Source organism: Microcoleus sp. M2_D5, from assembly GCF_036701935.1.
Taxonomy (GTDB): Bacteria; Cyanobacteriota; Cyanobacteriia; order Cyanobacteriales; family Microcoleaceae; genus Microcoleus.
This window is the reverse complement of sequence record NZ_JAUBRP010000002.1, coordinates 54,697-74,019: the sequence shown is the minus strand read 5'-3', so window position 1 is coordinate 74,019 and position 19,323 is coordinate 54,697. Positions and strand designations below refer to the sequence as shown.

Sequence of the window (19,323 nt, the reverse complement as noted above, 5' to 3'; positions counted from 1 at the left end):
TTACCCGCACTTTCCTCACAGCCTCCGCAACCAAGCCCCCGGCCAGTGAGTCACATTCTCCGTCAAATCACTCTCACTAAACGGCCATTGAGGTTGCTCCAATACAAACTCTGGATGTTTTTCTGCAAACTCAGCCGCCGCGGCAGTAGGATGATCCCACTTCCACTCAGGATTTCCCCGTGGCACATCATCCAAATCCTTCATAATCCCATCGGTGGCAATTATATAGGAGCCTGGTGTCACCAAACTACAATAAGCCTCTAACTCGTCAGCAACGTGCTGTTTTGTGTGACATGAGTCAAGACTCACCAAGACAGTCTCCCCTGGACTTACCAGTTTTTTCACCCGATCTACAATACTGGTATCTGTAGAACTACCTTCCACTAAAGTAATGAACGATGACAGTTCGTGTTCCTCTATAGCCTTGCGATTGTGGGGGCGAATTTCAATATCAACTCCTACAACCCTACCTTTGCCCATTGCTTTAAAAAGGCTAGCATAATAAATCAGCGAGCCACCGTGAGCCACCCCGGTTTCAATAATTACATCGGGTTTAACCTGATAGATAACTTCCTGAATCCGAATCATGTCTTCAGGGAGTTGAATGATTGGCCGTCCCAGCCAGCTAAATGTATAGGTATATTTTTGATTCCAGCCTAATTTCAGCCAGTAGTGAGAAATGAGTTCAAAAGCCTCCTTGGAGTAAAGGGGAATAACTTTTTGTCTTCCCTCCACTTCTTGAAGTAAGTTTTGGTTCTCTGTATCAATTGTTAATTTCATACTCATTCCTCAAGTTTAATTGTTGGTTCCACCAGATTATAATCTGTTTTAATCCAGTATCTGAGTCAAATTCTGGAAGCTGCCCGAATTTTTGAACCCGACTTTAGCCCAATTTTAATACAGGTTGGGTTACCTTCTTCCACCCAACCTCTAAACTAGGTTATTTTCCTTGTGAATAAGTTTATGACACGAAATACTTAACTTTAGTTAATTTGATGGGCTTGATTAACAGCCCTTGACCAGTAGGTAGAGTCAGTATTGATGTTCCTTTTGATTCAGCAAAATCATCATGGGTCAGTTTTGAGTTGATATATCCGGGAAATCCATAATCGTCAAAAATAACGATCGCACCAGGCACAAGCTTATCCCATAAGTATTCCATTGCTGCCCTTTCTGGCTCTGCACAATTCATGTCAATTGACAAGTAACAAATAGCTTCAGAATCCACTTTATTTAACGTATCTGGAACTTTTCCTTGGATAATAATACATCGCTCAAAATTTTTAAATATCTCTTTAACTTCTGGGTAAATGTCTTGAGCGTAGATGCTGTTATGATCGCTGATCCCAAAAGTTTTCTCGTTCTCAGAAATTTGTTCGGCAGGAATACCACAAAATGTGTCTAGTAAATAAAATTTCTTCTGGGGCAATTTTTCAAAACCTATGTAATTCATAGCCGCCCTAGATAAAAAGCCTGTATTAACACCACATTCTACAAAATCACCGAGCAAGTTCTTGGCTTGACTTGCCGCCCAACAAATAACATAAACACGGTATCTATCATATGCAAAAAAATTGGGATTTCGTTTTCCACCAACTCTAGTGAGTGTACTAATACCCAGCTCATAAGAATCATAAAAAAGCGGATCGGAAAGAAAATCACAATTAGTAACTGTTGTTAAACCACCTTCATTATACCCATATTTGTTTGATGATATTAAAGAAAAGCTCCATTTAATTAAATTAAGTCAATACACAGATGGAAATAGTGTGTTTTTCCACCAATCCACAGTTTCCCTCAAACTGGTCTCGAAGTCAAACTGCGAAAAGTAACCCACCTCATTAGATAAACGAGTCACATCAGCCACTAACAAAGGTGTTTCTTTCGGAGGCGACGGAATAGCACCTAACTGAATTAAATCCGATCGCCCGATTATATCTGCTATTTTATAAACAACATCTTTAATGGCGATCGGCCGTCCCGATCCAATATTAACAGCACCCGTCACCTCACTCTCCAAAAGAGCCACAAAAGCATCAGCCACATCCTGTACATACAGAAAATCGCGGATTTGATTACCGTGAGAGCAGCGAGCAGGCTCTCCCTTTAACAGAGAAAGAATGACTGAAGAAACCAGCCGATTTGGGTACTCGTAAGCACCGTAGGGAAAGAAAATACGTCCCCAAGCACTGCTGAGGTTTGTCGTCTCGGAATAGGAATTCACAATCTCCTGCAAAGCTTTTTTACAAATACCGTAGGGAGTATCTGGATTTCTCGGCGTTATAAATTCCGAGCAATAACCATACTTCCAATCATACTCGGCGCAGGTTCCGCCCATCACTACTCTTTGGCCCCCTTGCTCTCGAAATTGCCTCAATAATTCTAAACTAGCCTGCACCCACAAAAAGTTCTCCTCAGATTTCCAGTATTGTCCAGGTACCGTATAACACCAGGCAAAGTGCAACAAATATGTTGGCTTTACTTGACAAACTAACTCCCTAATGGATGTATAGTCTAACAAATTTGCCAGATGCCAAGTACAATCCGAATTGACAGTCGGCAAAGTCTTAGAAGCGACAGCATGAACCTCAAACCCTCGTTCCACCAGCGTCTTTAGCGAGTGCCTGCCAACAAAACCCCCCGCACCGGTAACCAGGACTTTTTTCATAACACAAAATCCGGGAAACTTCGATCTTTTTCCGAAATCACGCGCTGAGATATCTCCGGCCAATCAATACTAAAAGTCTGATCGTCCCACCGCACTCCCCTTGCTAATTCAGAATAATAAAATTCCGACATCTGGTAAAAAACTTCCGTATTATCTGCCAAAGTTTGACAGCCGTGAGCCATACCTTCAGGAATATATATCATCTTGCGATTTTCCGAGTTTAGCTCTACTGCAAACCACTCTTGAAAAGTAGGAGCATCGGGACGCAAATCTATAATTACATCATAAATTCCCCCTTTGATACATCTAACCAACTTCGCTTCCTCGTGAGGTTTAGCCTGGTAGTGCATCCCCCGCAAAGTACCTTTTTTCAGGTTAAAAGAAATATTGCACTGCACGAGGTTAGGATTCAAACCATGTTCTGCAAACTCCTTTTGACACCAACTGCGGGCAAAAAATCCCCTCTCATCTGCTAGGGGCTCTACCTCAATAACATAAGCTCCCTTAAGCTTCGTTTCAGTAAACTTCACCCTATTACCTCCACTTGAGGAACCAGCACCACAAACTTACCTCCCCACTCGCGGATATAATCCATCTGACTTACTATCTCATCTTTAATGTTCCAAGGCAAGATAGCCAAATAATCCGGTTTAGTCTCCCGAATTTTATCTGGATGATATATCGGAATCTGAGTTCCCGGCAAAAACAAACCTTGCTTGTGCGGGCTTAAATCCACCGTATAATCAATTAAATCCGTGCGGATACCGCAATAGTTCAGCAGCGTATTAGCCTTCGCCGGCGCACCGTAGCCCGCAATTGATTTGCCCTGGTTTTTGGCCTCAATTAGGAAACTGAGCATTTGGCGCTTCGTAAACTTAACCTGTTCGCAAAATCCTGCATAAATTTCAATCTGATTTAGCCCTGCTTGCACTTCCTTAGCTTTCAGTTGGGAAATACGATCGCCAACTGCTATACTCTCAAAATCCTCATGCCTCCCGTAGATCCGCAGAGAACCGCCGTGGGTCGGTAATTCCTCCACATCAAACAAAGTTAAACCGTGACTTGCAAAAACTTTCTCAACCGTCAACAGCGAAAAATAAGAGAAATGCTCGTGGTAAATCGTGTCAAATAGATTGTCTTTAATTAATTGAAATACATGAGGAAACTCCATTGTCAAGACGCCGTTTGGTTTCAGGAGAATTTTCATCCCCGCCACAAAATCGTTCAAGTCAGGCACATGAGCCAACACATTATTTCCCAGCAACAAATCTGCCTGTTTGCCTTGTGAAACCAACTCTTTAGCTGTTTCCACGCCAAAAAACTTGACTAAAGTTGGAATCCCTTTTTCCTCAGCCACCTTAGCTACATTTGCAGCAGGTTCAATCCCCAATACGGGAATTCCTTTCTGCTGAAAATACTGGAGTAAGTAGCCATCATTGCTAGCGAGTTCAATTACCTGACTGGTTTCGTCAAATCCAAAGCGCTCCACCATCAAATCCGTGTAATTCTTGGCGTGGCGCAGCCAAGAGTCTGAATAGGAAGAAAAATAAGCATAATCGCTAAAGATACTATCCGGGGATTCAAACTCTTCTAACTGCACTAAAAAACAATTGCTGCAGACATAAGTATGAAGCGGATAAAATTTCTCTGCACAATTCAGATGCTGTTGAGATAGAAAAGCATTCGCCAGCGGCGACATCCCCAGATTTACAAAAGTATGCTCCAATGAGTGACTGCAAAAACGACATTTAGATGGCACCGAATTAGCCCCCTTGACTATCCAATAAGAGAAAGAAAATTAAAACCCCAGTCACAGAAACCCTCCATCACACGCTGATGACACAGGTGTTTTCCTCCCTCAAAAAGTTTTTATACCATTCAATTGTTTCTTTCAACCCTTCTTCTAGAGGATACTTAGACTCCCAACCGAGCATTTTTCGCGCCTTATCTGCCGAGAGATACTGATGTTTGATTTCATTCTTTGCCCGATTCAATACGACAGGCTCTAAATGAGTCTTGTCCATCAATTCCAAAACCTTATCTACCATGCCGCGCACTGAAATTTGCAATTCGTTGCTAAAATTAAACGCCTCTCCCAAAATTTCTTTCCTATCCATTTGCTCTGCCAAATGGAGATAAGCTAAAACCCCATCTTTCGCATAGAAATAGTCCCGGATAAAAGTGCCATCACTGCGGATGACTACCGGCTTGTCTCGTAATGCCGATCGAATTGTAGACGGAACAATCCGATTAAAATTTAAGTCTCCGCCGCCGTAAAAGTTTCCACAGCGAGTAATGCAAACCGGCAAACCATAGGTAACATAATAAGTCCGACTGATTAAATCGGCACAGCTTTTAGAAACATCATAAGGGTGTTCTCCTTGCAGGGGAGTTGTTTCGCTGTAAGGCAACACAAGCTGGTCTCCATACGCTTTATCGCTGGATGCTATGACAATTCGACTCACACCTCCAACCCGGCGACAAGCTTCTAGAATATTCCAAGTGCCTTTAATATTCGTTTCAAAAGTTGCCAGCGGCTCTCTATTTGCAACTCCCACAATTGTCTGAGCTGCTAAGTGAAACACCGTATCTACTTCATACTCATTAATCGCTCGTTCTACCGTTGGTAAATCTTCTACACAACCGCGAACGGTATTAATTTGCCGATACCACTCTCCAGCATAAAGTCGGGATTGGGGTACCAAGTCACGGACTAATCCCGTTACCAAGGCTCCTCTTTCCAGCAACTCAGCCACTAACCAGTTACCCAAAAGGCCAGTGCAACCTGTCACCAATACCGATCGATCGCGCCAAAATTCGCTCATTCCCACACCCTCCAAGGAGCCTCTCCATTATCCCAAAGTTCGTTCAAATATTTATACTCGCGGTAAGTATCCATCGCAAAAAAGAAACCTTCGTGGCGGTACGCCATCAATTGTCCTTCCGCCGCTAACCGCTCAAGTGGCTCTCGCTCAAAAAAACAATCATCCCCGCTCAAATCCTCAAATATGCTGCGGTGAAGTATCAAAAATCCCGCACTAGCCCAGCCATCTATTTGAGGTTTTTCGGTGAATTCCAGAACTTTGCCTTGGCTGTCCACATCTAAAATACCATATCGGGATATCGGACGAACTGTACTAACAGTTGCCAGCTTACCATGAGCCTTATGAAAATCCACCAAAGCTCCAATATCGATATCAGCAACTCCATCACCGTATGTCACCATAAAGGTATCATCAGTAATGTATTTCTCCACACGTTTTACCCGCCCCCCAGTCATAGTGTCCGATCCAGTTTCCGCCAGTGTCACCTTAAAATCTTGTTCTTTATGATCCTCGTGATAAGTAATGCAATTCTGGCGACCCAAACAAATAGTAAAATCATTATTCATCGCTTCATAATTCAGGAAATACTCCTTAATCATGTTGCCGCGATAGCCCAAACATACAATAAAGTCCCGGAAACCGTAATGGGCATAGGTCTTCATAATGTGCCAGAGAATCGGACGCCCGCCCACATCAACTAAGGGCTTAGGACGAAATTCTGTTTCTTCTCGGAGACGTGTCCCCAAACCGCCGGCTAATATAACTACTTGCATTGTTTCACATCTTGAAAAGGGTACACAACCGCTGATAATTCACAACAGGTATTTATTGCAACAAAGAGCTATATTTTCTGAAAAAATCCTCAAACTTTACCCATTTTCGCTTCCACCATCATCCGCACCACATCAGGCATCTTATACTTCGCCTCCCACCCTAACTTTTGCTTCGCCTTACCCGGATTTCCCCTCCCTACAGCAATCTCCGTCGGTCTGTAAAGACTCGCATCCGTTACTAAATGTTCCTGCCAATCCAAACCCGCAGCAACAAACGCTGTTTTCACAAATTCTTCCAAAGGATAGGTTACACCCGTGGCAATTACATAATCGTCCGGTTCTTCCTGCTGCAACATCAAATACATCGCCTCCACATATTCCGGCGCCCAACCCCAGTCCCGCTGGACGGAAATATTACCCAAATGCAGTTTTTCGGAACTACCCGCAGCAATTCGGCACACAACAGATACAATTTTTTGAGTAACGAACCTCTCCGGCCGCAGCGGCGACTCGTGATTGAACAAAATACCCGAACACGCAAACAAATTGTACGCTTCCCGATAATTCGCTACTTCCCAAAATGCCGTTGCTTTCGCCACCGCGTAAGGACTTCTGGGGCGAAAAGGCGTATTTTCATCGGCTGGATTGCCTCGGGTATCCCCAAAACATTCGCTGGAACTGGCGTTGTAAAGTTTGATTTTTCCGCCTGTAAACCGAATTGCTTCTAAGAGATTCAATGTGCCTGTGGCAATGCTTTCGAGGGTTTCTACGGGTTGTTCAAAAGACAGACCGACGGAACTTTGACCTGCTAGATTGTACACCTCATCTGGCTCTATTTTGGCAAGCACTTGCAAGACGCTGCGAAAATCGTTGAGAGACATGGATTCTAGTTTTACTCTGTCTCGGATGCCCAAACGGGCCAGGTTTCCGAAACTAGAAATTTGGGCGTCTCTTGAAGTGCCGCAAACTTCATAACCTCGATCGAGCAACAGTTTAGCTAAATAAGCTCCATCCTGACCTGATATACCACTAATTAACGCTTTTTTCATATCACATTTTGTTTTCAACACTGTACCGTAGCTGTTGCTATTTTTCCAGTTGTTTAACTTTTACAGTCGTAATTTTGATGATTTTTAATATTTGGGATTTTCCGAAGCCTTAGCAGAGCGAGTTTAGGCGCTTAATACCAACAAATTTTAGGAATTGTTCCGGGGACTAAAGAAACCGGGTTTTTTACCGATACTAAGGGTTGGAACCCTATATTTGGGTGAAAAAACCCGGTTTCTGCCCACCTGTGCGATCGCTAGTCAGCTAGAAATCGACTCAAAAGTACAAAATATCAGGATTTTTACCTTCTGCCGAATGACTAATGCCTTCTGCCTTCGGGTACTAGGCTTCCCAACGTTCGGCGACCAATTCAGCCAAGTCAACCACCCGCTGACTGTAGCCCCACTCATTGTCGTACCAAGCCAACAGCTTCACCATGTCGCCGTCCATCACCAGCGTCAAGCTGGAATCCAGAATCGAAGAAGCATCGCTGCCGCGATAGTCGCATGAAACTAAAGGCAAATCGTTGTACTCCAAAATCCCTTTCATGGAGCCAGAGGCAGCTTCTTTGAACACTTGATTTACTTGCTCGGTAAAAGTCTTTTTCTCTACCTGAGCCACAAAATCAACTACGGACACATTGGGAGTCGGCACGCGCATGGCAATACCGTTTAACTTGCCCTTCAATTCAGGAATCACCAAAGCCACAGCTTGGGCCGCTCCGGTAGAAGTCGGCACAATATTCATTGCTGCCGCTCGGGCCCGCCGCAAGTCGCGGTGGCTGGCATCCAGCAAGCGCTGGTCGCCAGTATAGCTGTGAGTAGTGGTCATCATGCCTTTGACGATGCCAAAATTTTCGTGCAGCACTTTCAGTACAGGAGCCAGACAGTTGGTAGTACAGCTAGCATTGCTGATGACCGTGTAGTCACTGTGCTTGTAGGTGTCGTCGTTGACTCCCATCACGTAAGTGCCAACTTCAGAACCCTTGCCGGGAGCGGTAATTAGCACTTTTTTAGCGCCGGCAGTGATATGCTTCGATGCACCAGCTTGGTCAACGAAGACGCCGGTCGATTCAATAATCAGATCAATACCCCAATCTTTCCAAGGCAAGTTTAGCGGGTTGCGATCGCTCACGCATTTAACTGTCTTCCCATTTAGGGTAATGGAATTTTCATCCGCACTGATGTCCACATTCTTCAACGTTCCCATCATGGAATCGTATCTGAGCAAGTGAGCATTACTTCTGGGATCGGAAGTGTCATTAATAGCTACCAACTCTAGCTGGCTGTTTTCTCTGCCCAACCAGCAGCGCGCAAAACTGCGCCCGATACGTCCAAAACCATTGATCGCGACTCGAATCACTTTAGTACCTCCTAACGATGGCAGCCCTTAGCTTAGGCTTAAATTTTGGAAAAATTTAAGAATTGACTTATGAGACAAGATCATATCGCAAAGGTCGATCCTTTCTAACTTTTTGTGTTTATCAAAAAAGCTGGAACTTTTCTAGAAGGCAGAATTTGCAAGGCAGAAGGGATTCGGCTTTCTGCCGCTGCTTACTGGTAAAGCTGATGGGCCGCAATATAAGTTCCTACAACTTCCGGGACTAAGTAGCGGAGGTCGATCCTTTCGGCGCAGCAGCGGCGGATGTGGCTTGACGAAATCTCGATCGCAGGCATGGAAAGCACCTCCCAGCGAATTTCCACGTCCAAAAGAGCCATTTGTTCGGCAACTCGCCGGTCCACAGCATTTGCCTGAACCTGCATCCTGTCTCCCCCGGAATTGAGGGGTTTTCCACCCGGACAATCTCCCCACTCGGACAGTCCCCCAATCTCCCCGCTTTCTGCTGTCTCTGGAGATCCCTGACTCGGACGCGGGGCCACCAACCAGTCGCACAACCGGGCAATTTCGCTGCACCGGTGCCATTTGGGAAGAGTAAGGAGTGCGTCGCTACCAATAATCCAGTACCAGCTACGATCGCCGGGATACAATTTTTGCAAATACAGCAGGGTGTCGATCGCAAAAGAACTGTCGGAGGGATTTGCCGACAGGGGCGAAATTACAAAGTCTGGGCGATGGGCGATCGCCAAAGCAAGCATTTCCCGCCGCCGCTCAAAACTTGCCAAATCCGGGCGCTCTTTGTGAGGAGGAGAGCGATCGGGTACCCAAATGACTCGATCGAGAGCAAATTGACTTGCAGCCGTCTCGGCTACCAACACGTGACCCCAGTGAACCGGGTCAAAAGTCCCCCCCAAAATCGCTATTTTTCCCATATTTCCCCAAAATCAGGATTAATACAGACATCGCGCCAATTTTATGTTTATACACTTTTAACCGTAAGCTCGTTTATTAGAAAACTCTCGCTTTACATCGGGGACAAACCCCAGGACGACCCTAGTTTCGACGACCGTCCTGGACGCTGAGACCGGTTTTTTCAACCCCCTTAATTCGTTCAAACCTTGAATAAGACTTAAAAAACCCGGTTCTGAGGGTCGGAGTGGGTGCGGGACTGGATGATTAACCTTGCCAATATTAATCCCAACTTGTTTCTCGTTTTGCTATCGACCGCCTGAGCATTCGTTTGTGGGCGACCGAAAAAGTTTTGAGGGTAGATATACTTAGCGCAGTGGTAAAAATTTTAAGGACTGCCAAGAGCGTCGGTCGGCTTCTCTATCGAACCAATGATTTGGTTCGATCGATGGCTTTGCGACTATTTCGACTAACTCCACAATAACTTGTATACATACAATAAAGTAAGAATATATACTATAGCTGCGATCGTGTCAATCTCTCACTTTCAAGAAATAATGACCGTAGCAGTAGATAAATGACTACAAAATGAGCGAAATTTTGTTGTTCGTGGTAGTGTTTGTAAATCCTTATGGGTTTTACCCTCAATCTTGGTAGAAAGGTTGTGGGGCTTTTGCTGCCGTATCCCAGCACAGCAGGCGGATAGAAATAGAAAGAATGCAGGAGTATGCAACCACCCAAAATTAGTCTATTGGCCCCGACCCCAGACCCCGTTTTCTGTTACCTGCAATTTTCGAGCTGTGACTGTTCCGGAAAACTACTCGGTACTAAGTCATATAGGATACAAGACAAACATCTCTACAAGTCCCTCCAATCTAGGGACACGCAGAGAATTTTGTACAAAATCTCTAGCGAACTGTATCCTGAAAAAACAATTCTTGATATGATATCGCGTGTTATTGGCGTGGTGTGGTGTGTGAGGAGCAAAGATGCCGAGTTCTGTTGATTTTAGCGGTAGACCATTTCATTTCATCGGCATTGGTGGGATTGGGATGTCAGCCCTTGCCTACATTCTAGCTAAACGCAAGTTGCCTGTGTACGGCTCCGACATAAAATCGAGTCACATAACCGAGCGCTTGCAAGGAATGGGAGCTCATATTTTTTGGAGTCAAGACGCCAGCAATTTTGAATTATTTGAAACGGCCCTTAACGGTAGCAGTCCCGACTGCGGGCAACAGGAAAGAGCAGTATCCTCGATAGTCGCGGGTACGGTAGGGACTTCTGTCGCGACAGCCGAAGCTGTCCAATTGAACGGCAACGGTTCAAGCGCCCAAGCAATTGGGGGATTGCCCCAAGTAGTATGTTCGACGGCTATTCACCCAGCCAATGCCGAATATCGAGCTGCTTTAGATTTGGGCTGTCCGATTTTTCACCGATCGGATGTGTTGGCAGCGTTAATTCAAGATTACCAAAGCATAGCCGTAGCCGGGACTCACGGCAAAACTACTACTAGCAGCTTAATCGGCTTCATGCTGATGGCTGCGGGTCTAGACCCGACGATCGTGGTAGGAGGCGAGGTAAATGCTTGGGAAGGCAATGCCCGTTTGGGGGAAGGCCCCTACTTAGTTGCCGAGGCTGATGAATCCGACGGTTCTCTCGTCAAGCTGGTAGCCAAAATTGGCATCGTAACGAACGTGGAACTGGATCATCCAGACCATTACGATACCCTTGACCAGGTAATAGACACATTTAAGGTGTTTGCCCAAAACTGTCAAAGCTTGGTGGGCTGCATTGACGACCAAATCGTCAAAGATTGCCTTCAGCCTAATGTCAGTTATAGCTTGCAGCCGGACAGCGGTGCTGACTACACGGCTTCGGGCGTGGAGTACGGGGCAGAAAGCACTAAGGCCCGGATTTGGGAACGAGGAGCTTTCCTGGGGGAAATGGAGTTGAAGTTGCTGGGCACACACAATCTCAGCAATGCACTAGCTGCGGTAGCAGTGGGCCGATTGTTGGGGTTAGAGTTTTCGGCGATTGCCAAAGCGATTGCTGGCTTTGAAGGAGCTCGCCGCCGTTTTGAGGTGCGGGGTTTTCACAATGACATCCTGTTTGTGGACGACTACGCTCACCATCCTAGCGAAATTCGCGTCACCTTGGCGGCCGCTCGCTTGCGTATCGAAGGTAGCGAAAAAAATCCCAAATCCCGAAGAGTGGTTGCAATTTTTCAACCCCACCGTTACAGCCGGACTCTGACATTTTTGCCAGAATTTGCTCAATCTTTTGGGGATGCTGATTTGGTTGTGGCTTGCGATATTTATAGTGCTGGGGAACCGAATTTAGGAGAGATTAGCGGGCAGCAGGTTGCTGATTTGATTGCTAAAGAAGGCCGAGATGTTGAGTTTGCGCCTTCTTTAGAGTCAGTCACTAAGTTTTTAACCAAAAATCTGCAACCGGGGGATTTGGCTCTGTTTTTGGGCGCTGGTAATCTGAATCAGATTATTCCAGAGGTTATGGCTTTTTATCAACAAGCCGATCGCCCCGATTAGCTCGCCAACTGAGTAGAGTCGATCGACATTATGGCATGGCACGTCGTGCCGAAACTACCGTCGGACGGCTCGCTCAAAGGGGTGACATAAGTTAGCTAAATGGATTTTCAACCACGTCTTCGAGCGAAGGTATTTTTAAGGATTTTCAAGATGGTGACTATCTCGAATGACTCCTCTGTTAAGGACAATCGGCGAGTGTATTCTCCTATTTCTTTGCGGGGAACTGATTGCAAGATTAACTCCCAAGTTTCGCTCTCTGGCCTGACTTCCTTCCGAGTCGGCGGCCCGGCCGAGTGGTACGTTGCTCCCCGCAGCATAGAGGCTTTGCAAGCGAGTTTTGCCTGGGCACACGATGAAGGGATGCCCGTGACTCTGCTGGGTGCGGGTTCTAATCTGTTGGTGAGCGATCGGGGTTTGTCCGGTTTGGTCGTCGGCACTCGCTACCTGAAACAGGTGAATTTTAATGCAGAAACAGGTCAACTTACAGCCGGGGCGGGGGAGTCAATTCCCCGCCTTGCTTGGTTGGCGGCTAAACGGGGCTGGAAAGGCCTAGAATGGGCAGTCGGCATACCGGGTACCGTGGGAGGGGCTGTGGTGATGAATGCAGGCGCTCACAGGGGCTGTACTGCTGATATTCTAGTCAACGCTCGCGTCTTATCTCCTAGTGGCAAGGTGGAAATTCTGACTCCCCAAGAGTTGGAGTACCGCTACCGGACATCGGTGCTGCAAGGGGGCGATCGGCTGGTAACAGAAGCGACTTTCCAGTTGCAGCCGGGATTCGACCGATCGCAAGTAATGGCAGAAACTAATGACCATTTCAGCCAGCGGCGGACAACTCAACCTTACCACTTACCGAGCTGCGGCTCAGTCTTCCGCAACCCCGGCCCCAAGACGGCAGGTTGGTTCATCGAACAAGCGGGACTGAAGGGATATCAGATCGGCGGCGCACAAGTGGCTCAGCGCCATGCTAATTTTATTCTTAACTGCGGGTCGGCAACGGCCAATGATATTTTTCAAGTGATCCGCCACGTTCAACAGCAAGTCGAGCAGCGGTGGTCGCTGTTGTTGGAGCCAGAAGTTAGAATACTGGGAGAGTTTCCCTTCTAAGGCATCATTGAAGTAATACGGAAACGGCAGACTGCCAGCCCACACACCATCACAAAGTAGTTATGACAAAATCAGGACAAGGATTTGGCTTCGGCCTGGGAAAAATGAAAGAACTGACTGAAGCTTTCAAAAAAGCTCAGCAGGTTCAAGAAGGAGCTAAAAAGCTCCAAGAAGAGTTGGATGTAATGGAAATTGAGGGAACTGCCGGCGGCGGCTTGGTCAAGGTTTTTCTCAGCGGCAACCAAGAACCCCGCCGCGTGGAAATCTCGCCGGATGCCCTCGGTGAAGGTGCTGAGGTGGTTTCTGAACTCGTCACGGTGGCGATGCAGGATGCTTACGCTAAGTCTACGATGACGATGCGGGAGAAAATGGAAGAACTCACCGGCGGACTAAATCTCCCCGGTTTCGGTTAGTCATTAGTCCTCAGTCAATTGTTGACTGATTAAACTTTCTGGAAAACCGCTACAGTAAGGTGCGTCGCGGCTCCATGTTTGATGGAACTTGCAGATTGACTCTGAAAGCGACGCACCCTACAAATTAGCGATGGTAAGGTGCGTCGCGGCTCCATGTTTGATGGAACTTGCAGATTGACTCTGAAAGCGACGCACCCTACAAATTAGCTACAAATTAGCACTGTTGACTGTTGACTGACTAATAACTAATAATTCATAACTAATCACTACTAACTAATGACTAAATTATTATTTGTCTGTCTCGGAAATATCTGCCGATCGCCCTCAGCAGAAAATATTATGAATCACTTAATTGAACAAGCTGGTTTGAGCGATCGCATCACCTGCGATTCGGCTGGAACTGCTAGCTATCACATTGGCAGCCCCCCTGACAGGCGGATGGCATTGGCGGCGCGGAAGCGAGACATTGAATTGCTAGGCGAAGCCCGCCAATTTACCAGGAAAGATTTTGAAAATTTTGATTTGATTCTGGCTATGGATCGGGACAATTATCGCAATATTCTTGCCCTGGATGCGGCTGGAAAGTATAAAGATAAAGTGCGGCTGATGTGCGATTTTTGCCAGAAATACGACCTTAAAGAAGTGCCAGATCCTTACTACGGCGGCCCGGAGGGATTCGATCTGGTAATTGATTTGCTGCACGATGCTCAAGCGGGTTTGTTGGAGTACGTTATCAATCAGGAAAAATTAACAATTACCAATTAACAGTTACCAATTACCAATTACCGACTAAATGGTGTTCCATCGCAAAGCGAACGAGTTCTGCACGGTTGTTGCTGTCAGTTTTTCTGAACAAGCTGCTGACGTGCTTTTCGACAGTTCGAGGGCTGAGGTGGAGTGTGGAGCCTATTTGAATATTAGAAAGACCTTCTGTCAGCAAATCTAGCACTTGTCGCTCTCGCTGAGTCAAACTCGGAGCATTTTGGCTGGGAGATGCACGCGCGGCGGAGCTATCCCGTAGGGAATCGCCTGTGTTTGACTTTTGAGTTAAAAAATCTGCTTCTGGCTTGTCATTGGCTCTGCTGCGTGCCTCTGTTGGCATTGGTTCGGGTTCCGGGGAATGAGACGGTGCCTGAGCGATTAGAGCGTAGCGATCGAGCAAAGAGCGAATTACCGCCCCCAATTCTTGGAGTTCAAAAGGCTTAGCCAGATAATTGTCGCACCCCATCTGATAGCCGCGAATCCGTTCCTGCGTGCTCGTGCGTTCCGTCAAAAAAATCACCGGCAGCAACCGGAAAGCGGGACGTGTCCGAACTCGCCGCACGAATTCGTAGCCATCCATCTCGGGCATTGTAATGTCGGTAACAATCAAGTGGGGCCCAAATTCCTCTACCAAACCTAAAGCTTCTTTGCCATTCTCAGCAGGGATTACAGAGTATCCGGTAATTTCCAGATAATCGGTAATCGACAAGCGAGTAGCGAAATCGTCGTCAGCAACCAGAATCGTCAAGGGCATGAGGGGAATTTTAAAATTAAACCTTAAAAATTAAAAGTGAAATTAGTCACTTTTAATTTTTAATTCTACTGTTTAATTCTGTTTATAACTTGCTGTTAAAGTAGCAGGCTGCCCTAATGTTCCCTCCAAAGCTACGCCGCGCCCGTTTGCTGCCAAATGCCGCAGAGTTTTGTAAATTGTCTCGATTTGCTCTGGCTTTCCTGCTTTTTTGGCTATTTCTGCGACAGACAGAGGTTTTTGGGCGTCTTTGAGCAGTTGCAGTACCCGTTGCTGCAAGTCCAATACAGCAGCGGCTGCTTTTTTGCCTGCTTCAACCCCTGGCTGGTGATAGGCATTGACATTTACCAAGGAACCGTAAAAACCTACGGCTCTTTCGTAGAGGGCGATTAATGCTCCTACTGTCTCCGGGTTGACTTGGGGAATTGTGACAGTAATGGAATCTCGGTGATTTTCGTACAAAGCTTGTCGAGTTCCCTGCAACAAACCAGACAAATAATCTCCCGAAGTGACGCCTGTTTCTACTTCTGGGGAAATGCCTTGCCTGTCTTGCAAAACTTCGATAAATGTTAGGAAGAAATTCGGCACTCCGTCTCGCAGTTGCTGAACGTAGGCGTGTTGGTCGGTGCTGCCTTTGTTGCCGTAAACTGCGATTCCTTGATGAACTGTGTTGCCGTCTAAATCTTGCTGTTTGCCTAGAGATTCCATGACTAATTGCTGCAAATAGCGGCTGAACAATAGCAGGGAGTCTTTGTAAGGCAAAACTACCATGTCTTTTTCGCCGCGTCCGTTGCAGGCAAAATACCAACTCATGGCTAACAGGGCGGCGGGATTGTTTTTAATGTCGGGAATTCTGGTCGCTTCGTCCATCACTTTAGCGCCGTCGAGCATCGCCCGAATGTCGATGCCTTGCAAAGCTGCTGGCAAAAGTCCGACTGCTGACAATTCGGAAGTGCGCCCTCCCACCCAATCTGCCATTGGGAAGCTGCCAATCCAGCCTTCGGATTTGGCTAATTTGTCTAGTTGGCTGTCAACTCCGGTGATGGCAACTGCTTGTTTGGCAAAATCCAATTTTTGGGCGGCGAAGGCTTTTTGAACTTCAATCATCCCGTTGCGGGGTTCGGGGGTGCCGCCGGATTTGGAGATAGTAATTACTAGGGTGCTGGCGAGTTTGTCTTTGATTTTGTTAAGGACTCGATCGATCCCAGCCGGATCTGTGTTGTCGATAAAATGTATTGCTAAGGGCGGAATGTCTGGGGATAAAGCTTCAGCGACAAATTGGGGGCCGAGGGCGGAACCGCCGATGCCGATCGAAATTATGTCGGTAAATTGCGGAGCAAAGGGCGGTTTAATATCGCGGTTTTGCACCTTCTTGACAAATGTTTCGACTTGTGATATTACTTCGACTATTTCTTGTTTTAATTCTGGAGTGGGAGCTAAATCGGGGTTTCGCAGCCAGTAGTGGCCCACCATGCGGTTTTCGTCGGGATTGGCGATCGCACCTGCTTCTAAAGCTGCCATGTCTTTGAAAGCTTTGTCAAATTTGGGCTTCAGTGCTGCTGCGAAAGCGTCGTCGAATCCCATGCGGCTGATATCGAGGTAAAGTCCCAATCCATCGTGATAGTAAAGCCAGTCTTGATAGCGTTGCCAGAGTGCTGCGGCGTCCATAGGAATTCTCTACAATTTTTTTAATGTTCGATCGGGGTCGTCAGGAATCCACCAATTGTAGTTTAAAACGATCTGATGTACGGCTTTTGCAGAATCTCAATAAATTTAACCATTAATCGTCTGAAGGCAGCCGGAACAGAAGGCAGTCAGAGCATTCGGCAGAATTAAACAATAAAAATATGACTTGGGCAACAGTCTTAGTAGGTAGATCCCTCATTAATGGTCACACCCCATAGATAGATCGAAATGGCACAGAGATTTAACTGTGGTCGGGGTTGGCGTTTGGGCCATGATTTGACAATATTCAAATTCGGGCGATCGGGTTCTGTAAAATAGGTATTGCGGTGAGGTTAAATATACTTTTAGCTGTCACTCAATAATCGGCTAAAAATATAGTTAACCACGGTCAACTATCGGAAGTGTAGTATAATATACAGATATTAGAATTAAAGTGCGATCGACTATGCTTGCTCTATCTCCCGAATTAAAAGAAAAATTATCAACTCCGCTCAAAATCGGCGATTTTGAAGTTAAAAGCCGCGTCCTGCAATCGCCCTTATCCGGCGTTACCGATTTGGTATTTCGCCGCCTGGTGCGCCGCTACGCGCCGGATTCGATGATGTACACGGAAATGGTAAACGCTACGGGTTTGCACTACGTGAAGCAACTGCCGAGAATTATGGAAGTTGACCCGAACGAGCGCCCGATTAGCATTCAATTGTTTGACTGCCGGCCGGATTTCTTGGCAGAAGCGGCCCAGAAAGCAGTGGCAGAAGGAGCGGATACTGTTGATATTAATATGGGGTGTCCGGTTAACAAAATTACTAAAAACGGCGGCGGTTCTTCCCTGCTGCGAGATCCGGAAACGGCCGAGGCAATTGTGCGGGCTGTTGTGGAAGCGGTAGATGTTCCTGTGACGGTCAAAACTCGGATTGGTTGGACTGACAAAGAAATTAATATTTTGGAATTTGCCAAGCGGATGGAAGATGCGGGAGCAAAAATGATTACCGTGCACGGCCGCACTCGATCGCAAGGTTACACCGGCCCGGCAAAATGGGAGTGGATTCGTCGCGTGAAAGAAGTTTTATCGATTCCAGTTATTGCTAACGGGGATATTTTTTCAGTGGAAGCAGCGATGCGATGTCTGGAAGAAACCGGCGCCGATGGAGTGATGTGTTCGCGGGGAACATTGGGCTATCCTTTTTTGGTTGGAGAAGTTGATTATTTCTTGAAAACTGGTGTGGAAAAGATAGCTCCGACACCAATTGAACGGCTCGAATGTGCTAAGGAACATTTGCGGGCTTTGTGGGAATATAAAGGTGAAAGCGGTGTCTGCCAAGCGCGCAAGCACTTAACCTGGTATGCTAAGGGTTTCCCCGGCGCTGGGGAATTGCGGGGCGTGTTGGCTGTGGTAGAAACGGTTGAACAAGGTTGCGATTCGATCGATCGGGCGATCGAGCAATTGCCCGCATAAATCTTACCCGCAGATGTCAACTAGGGGTTACAGAAACAAAATTACCTCTGCGGGCTAAGATTTAAGACACAGTTAAAAATTTGTGTGTGGGGGAAAGCATGGATTCCTTAAAAGGGCGAGATTTATTAAGTCTGGCAGATTTAAGCATTGACGAATTAAATTATTTGCTGGATCTAGCAGCCAGTTTGAAATCGGGAATGGTCAAGCTGAAACGCAATAAAGTTCTCGGCTTGTTGTTTTCCAAAGCTTCAACGCGAACGCGGGTGAGTTTTACAGTTGCAATGTACAAATTGGGAGGGCAAGTGATTGACCTCAATCCCAACGTTACACAAGTCAGTCGCGGGGAACCTTTGGTAGATACAGCCAGGGTTTTAGACAGGTATTTAGACATTTTGGCGATTCGGACTTTCGATCAAAAGGATTTAGCAACTTTTGCTAACTATGCCAAAATTCCTGTGATTAATGCGCTGACTGATGACGAACACCCCTGTCAAGTGCTGGCGGATTTGCTGACAGTTAAAGAGTGTTTTGGCAAGCTGGAAGGATTGACGCTGACTTATTTGGGCGACGGTAACAACATGGCAAATTCCCTGATGTTGGGCTGTGCAATGACAGGGATGAACGTAAGAATTGCTTGCCCTCAAGATTTTATGCCCAATCCTGAGATTGTGGAAAAAGCGCAGGCAATTGCTAACGGAAACACCGAAGTTACGGTGACTGCTGATGCGACAGCCGCTGTGAAAAACGCTCAAGTGATTTATACCGATGTTTGGGCGAGTATGGGACAGGAAGAGGAAGCGAAAAGCAGGATTCCTTTGTTTGAGCCTTTTCAAGTCAACGAACAACTGGTAGAATTGGCAGATAAGAATGCAATTGTACTGCACTGTTTGCCGGCGCACCGCGATGAAGAGATTACCGATGCAGTGATTGAAGGCAGTCAATCGCGCGTTTGGGATCAGGCAGAAAATCGGATGCACGCTCAGCAAGCTTTGCTGGCGAGCATTCTCGAAAGCGATTAAGAATTACGTAAAAATTACTCTGT

18 protein-coding genes are annotated in these 19,323 nt (G+C 46.4%); 6 read left to right on the top strand and 12 right to left on the bottom strand.

The window, feature by feature from the left end; genetic code table 11:
• Window positions 1-15: 15 nt before the first annotated feature.
• The 10 genes from QUA50_RS01145 to nadD all read right to left on the bottom strand — a co-directional run bounded on the left by QUA50_RS01145 (window position 16) and on the right by nadD (window position 9,583).
• Window positions 16-780: a CmcI family methyltransferase gene (locus QUA50_RS01145; RefSeq protein WP_333258597.1), complete on the bottom strand. Its 765-nt coding sequence runs from the start codon at window positions 778-780 to the stop codon at window positions 16-18.
• Between the two features lie 181 nt (window positions 781-961).
• Complete coding sequence (locus QUA50_RS01140; protein WP_333258737.1) at window positions 962-1,540, bottom strand: TylF/MycF/NovP-related O-methyltransferase; 579 nt, start codon at window positions 1,538-1,540, stop codon at window positions 962-964.
• Window positions 1,541-1,747: 207 nt separating this feature from the next.
• The gene (locus tag QUA50_RS01135; protein WP_333258595.1) at window positions 1,748-2,668 is read right to left on the bottom strand and encodes an NAD(P)-dependent oxidoreductase; all 921 of its coding nucleotides are present in this window, start codon (window positions 2,666-2,668) and stop codon (window positions 1,748-1,750) included.
• Entirely contained in the window at window positions 2,665-3,198 is a 534-nt protein-coding gene (gene rfbC / locus QUA50_RS01130) for a dTDP-4-dehydrorhamnose 3,5-epimerase (protein WP_333258593.1), read from the bottom strand. The genes QUA50_RS01135 and rfbC overlap by 4 nt, the downstream gene beginning before the upstream one ends.
• On the bottom strand, window positions 3,195-4,427 hold the full coding sequence (locus tag QUA50_RS01125) for a class I SAM-dependent methyltransferase (protein WP_333258591.1): 1,233 nt from the start codon (window positions 4,425-4,427) through the stop codon (window positions 3,195-3,197). Before QUA50_RS01125 ends, rfbC begins: the two co-directional genes overlap by 4 nt.
• Window positions 4,428-4,494: 67 nt before the next feature.
• Window positions 4,495-5,493 carry a GDP-mannose 4,6-dehydratase gene (locus tag QUA50_RS01120; RefSeq protein ID WP_333258589.1) on the bottom strand — a complete coding sequence of 333 codons (999 nt, stop codon included), beginning with the start codon at window positions 5,491-5,493 and terminating at the stop codon, window positions 4,495-4,497.
• The gene (gene rfbF, locus QUA50_RS01115) at window positions 5,490-6,266 is read right to left on the bottom strand and encodes a glucose-1-phosphate cytidylyltransferase (protein ID WP_333258587.1); all 777 of its coding nucleotides are present in this window, start codon (window positions 6,264-6,266) and stop codon (window positions 5,490-5,492) included. Before rfbF ends, QUA50_RS01120 begins: the two co-directional genes overlap by 4 nt.
• Window positions 6,267-6,355: 89 nt before the next feature.
• Window positions 6,356-7,315: a GDP-mannose 4,6-dehydratase gene (locus tag QUA50_RS01110; protein WP_333258586.1), complete on the bottom strand. Its 960-nt coding sequence runs from the start codon at window positions 7,313-7,315 to the stop codon at window positions 6,356-6,358.
• A gap of 340 nt (window positions 7,316-7,655) precedes the next feature.
• Window positions 7,656-8,675 (bottom strand): type I glyceraldehyde-3-phosphate dehydrogenase, encoded by a 1,020-nt coding sequence (locus tag QUA50_RS01105; protein WP_333258584.1) that lies wholly within the window; start codon window positions 8,673-8,675, stop codon window positions 7,656-7,658.
• A gap of 191 nt (window positions 8,676-8,866) precedes the next feature.
• A complete protein-coding gene (nadD, locus tag QUA50_RS01100; protein WP_333258583.1) occupies window positions 8,867-9,583 on the bottom strand; it encodes a nicotinate (nicotinamide) nucleotide adenylyltransferase in 717 nt (238 codons plus the stop codon).
• A gap of 966 nt (window positions 9,584-10,549) precedes the next feature.
• Between nadD and murC the strand changes: the two genes are divergently transcribed.
• From murC to QUA50_RS01080, 4 genes are all read left to right on the top strand, one after another.
• Complete coding sequence (gene murC, locus QUA50_RS01095; RefSeq protein WP_333258581.1) at window positions 10,550-12,106, top strand: UDP-N-acetylmuramate--L-alanine ligase; 1,557 nt, start codon at window positions 10,550-10,552, stop codon at window positions 12,104-12,106.
• A 150-nt stretch (window positions 12,107-12,256) separates the two neighbouring features.
• Window positions 12,257-13,213: a UDP-N-acetylmuramate dehydrogenase gene (gene murB, locus QUA50_RS01090; protein WP_333258579.1), complete on the top strand. Its 957-nt coding sequence runs from the start codon at window positions 12,257-12,259 to the stop codon at window positions 13,211-13,213.
• Between the two features lie 62 nt (window positions 13,214-13,275).
• Window positions 13,276-13,626 carry a YbaB/EbfC family nucleoid-associated protein gene (locus QUA50_RS01085; protein ID WP_015178392.1) on the top strand — a complete coding sequence of 117 codons (351 nt, stop codon included), beginning with the start codon at window positions 13,276-13,278 and terminating at the stop codon, window positions 13,624-13,626.
• A 276-nt stretch (window positions 13,627-13,902) separates the two neighbouring features.
• Entirely contained in the window at window positions 13,903-14,391 is a 489-nt protein-coding gene (locus QUA50_RS01080; protein ID WP_333258577.1) for a low molecular weight protein-tyrosine-phosphatase, read from the top strand.
• Window positions 14,392-14,401: 10 nt separating this feature from the next.
• Here the strand turns inward: QUA50_RS01080 and QUA50_RS01075 are convergent, their stop codons facing one another.
• Both QUA50_RS01075 and QUA50_RS01070 read right to left on the bottom strand, forming a co-directional pair.
• A complete protein-coding gene (locus QUA50_RS01075; RefSeq protein ID WP_333258575.1) occupies window positions 14,402-15,142 on the bottom strand; it encodes a response regulator transcription factor in 741 nt (246 codons plus the stop codon).
• 72 nt (window positions 15,143-15,214) lie between these two features.
• Window positions 15,215-16,807 carry a glucose-6-phosphate isomerase gene (locus tag QUA50_RS01070; RefSeq protein ID WP_333258572.1) on the bottom strand — a complete coding sequence of 531 codons (1,593 nt, stop codon included), beginning with the start codon at window positions 16,805-16,807 and terminating at the stop codon, window positions 15,215-15,217.
• Between the two features lie 463 nt (window positions 16,808-17,270).
• Here QUA50_RS01070 and dusB point away from each other — a divergent pair, with 463 nt between their 5' ends.
• Together dusB and argF are read left to right on the top strand one after the other, a co-directional pair.
• Window positions 17,271-18,281: a tRNA dihydrouridine synthase DusB gene (gene dusB / locus QUA50_RS01065; RefSeq protein WP_333258570.1), complete on the top strand. Its 1,011-nt coding sequence runs from the start codon at window positions 17,271-17,273 to the stop codon at window positions 18,279-18,281.
• Window positions 18,282-18,379: 98 nt separating this feature from the next.
• On the top strand, window positions 18,380-19,300 hold the full coding sequence (gene argF, locus QUA50_RS01060) for an ornithine carbamoyltransferase (protein ID WP_333258568.1): 921 nt from the start codon (window positions 18,380-18,382) through the stop codon (window positions 19,298-19,300).
• Window positions 19,301-19,323 lie beyond the last annotated feature (23 nt).

Excerpts from the sequence above, each read along its gene's own strand:
- argF (WP_333258568.1), top strand. The coding sequence starts at position 18,380 with ATGGATTCCTTAAAAGGGCGAGATTTATTAAGTCTGGCAGATTTAAGC.
- QUA50_RS01135 (WP_333258595.1), bottom strand. The coding sequence starts at position 2,668 with ATGAAAAAAGTCCTGGTTACCGGTGCGGGGGGTTTTGTTGGCAGGCAC.
- QUA50_RS01145 (WP_333258597.1), bottom strand. The coding sequence starts at position 780 with ATGAAATTAACAATTGATACAGAGAACCAAAACTTACTTCAAGAAGTG.
- QUA50_RS01120 (WP_333258589.1), bottom strand. The coding sequence starts at position 5,493 with ATGAGCGAATTTTGGCGCGATCGATCGGTATTGGTGACAGGTTGCACT.
- QUA50_RS01085 (WP_015178392.1), top strand. The coding sequence starts at position 13,276 with ATGACAAAATCAGGACAAGGATTTGGCTTCGGCCTGGGAAAAATGAAA.
- QUA50_RS01075 (WP_333258575.1), bottom strand. The coding sequence starts at position 15,142 with ATGCCCTTGACGATTCTGGTTGCTGACGACGATTTCGCTACTCGCTTG.
- murB (WP_333258579.1), top strand. The coding sequence starts at position 12,257 with ATGGTGACTATCTCGAATGACTCCTCTGTTAAGGACAATCGGCGAGTG.
- QUA50_RS01110 (WP_333258586.1), bottom strand. The coding sequence starts at position 7,315 with ATGAAAAAAGCGTTAATTAGTGGTATATCAGGTCAGGATGGAGCTTAT.
- dusB (WP_333258570.1), top strand. The coding sequence starts at position 17,271 with ATGCTTGCTCTATCTCCCGAATTAAAAGAAAAATTATCAACTCCGCTC.
- QUA50_RS01070 (WP_333258572.1), bottom strand. The coding sequence starts at position 16,807 with ATGGACGCCGCAGCACTCTGGCAACGCTATCAAGACTGGCTTTACTAT.
- rfbF (WP_333258587.1), bottom strand. The coding sequence starts at position 6,266 with ATGCAAGTAGTTATATTAGCCGGCGGTTTGGGGACACGTCTCCGAGAA.
- nadD (WP_333258583.1), bottom strand. The coding sequence starts at position 9,583 with ATGGGAAAAATAGCGATTTTGGGGGGGACTTTTGACCCGGTTCACTGG.
- QUA50_RS01080 (WP_333258577.1), top strand. The coding sequence starts at position 13,903 with ATGACTAAATTATTATTTGTCTGTCTCGGAAATATCTGCCGATCGCCC.
- murC (WP_333258581.1), top strand. The coding sequence starts at position 10,550 with ATGCCGAGTTCTGTTGATTTTAGCGGTAGACCATTTCATTTCATCGGC.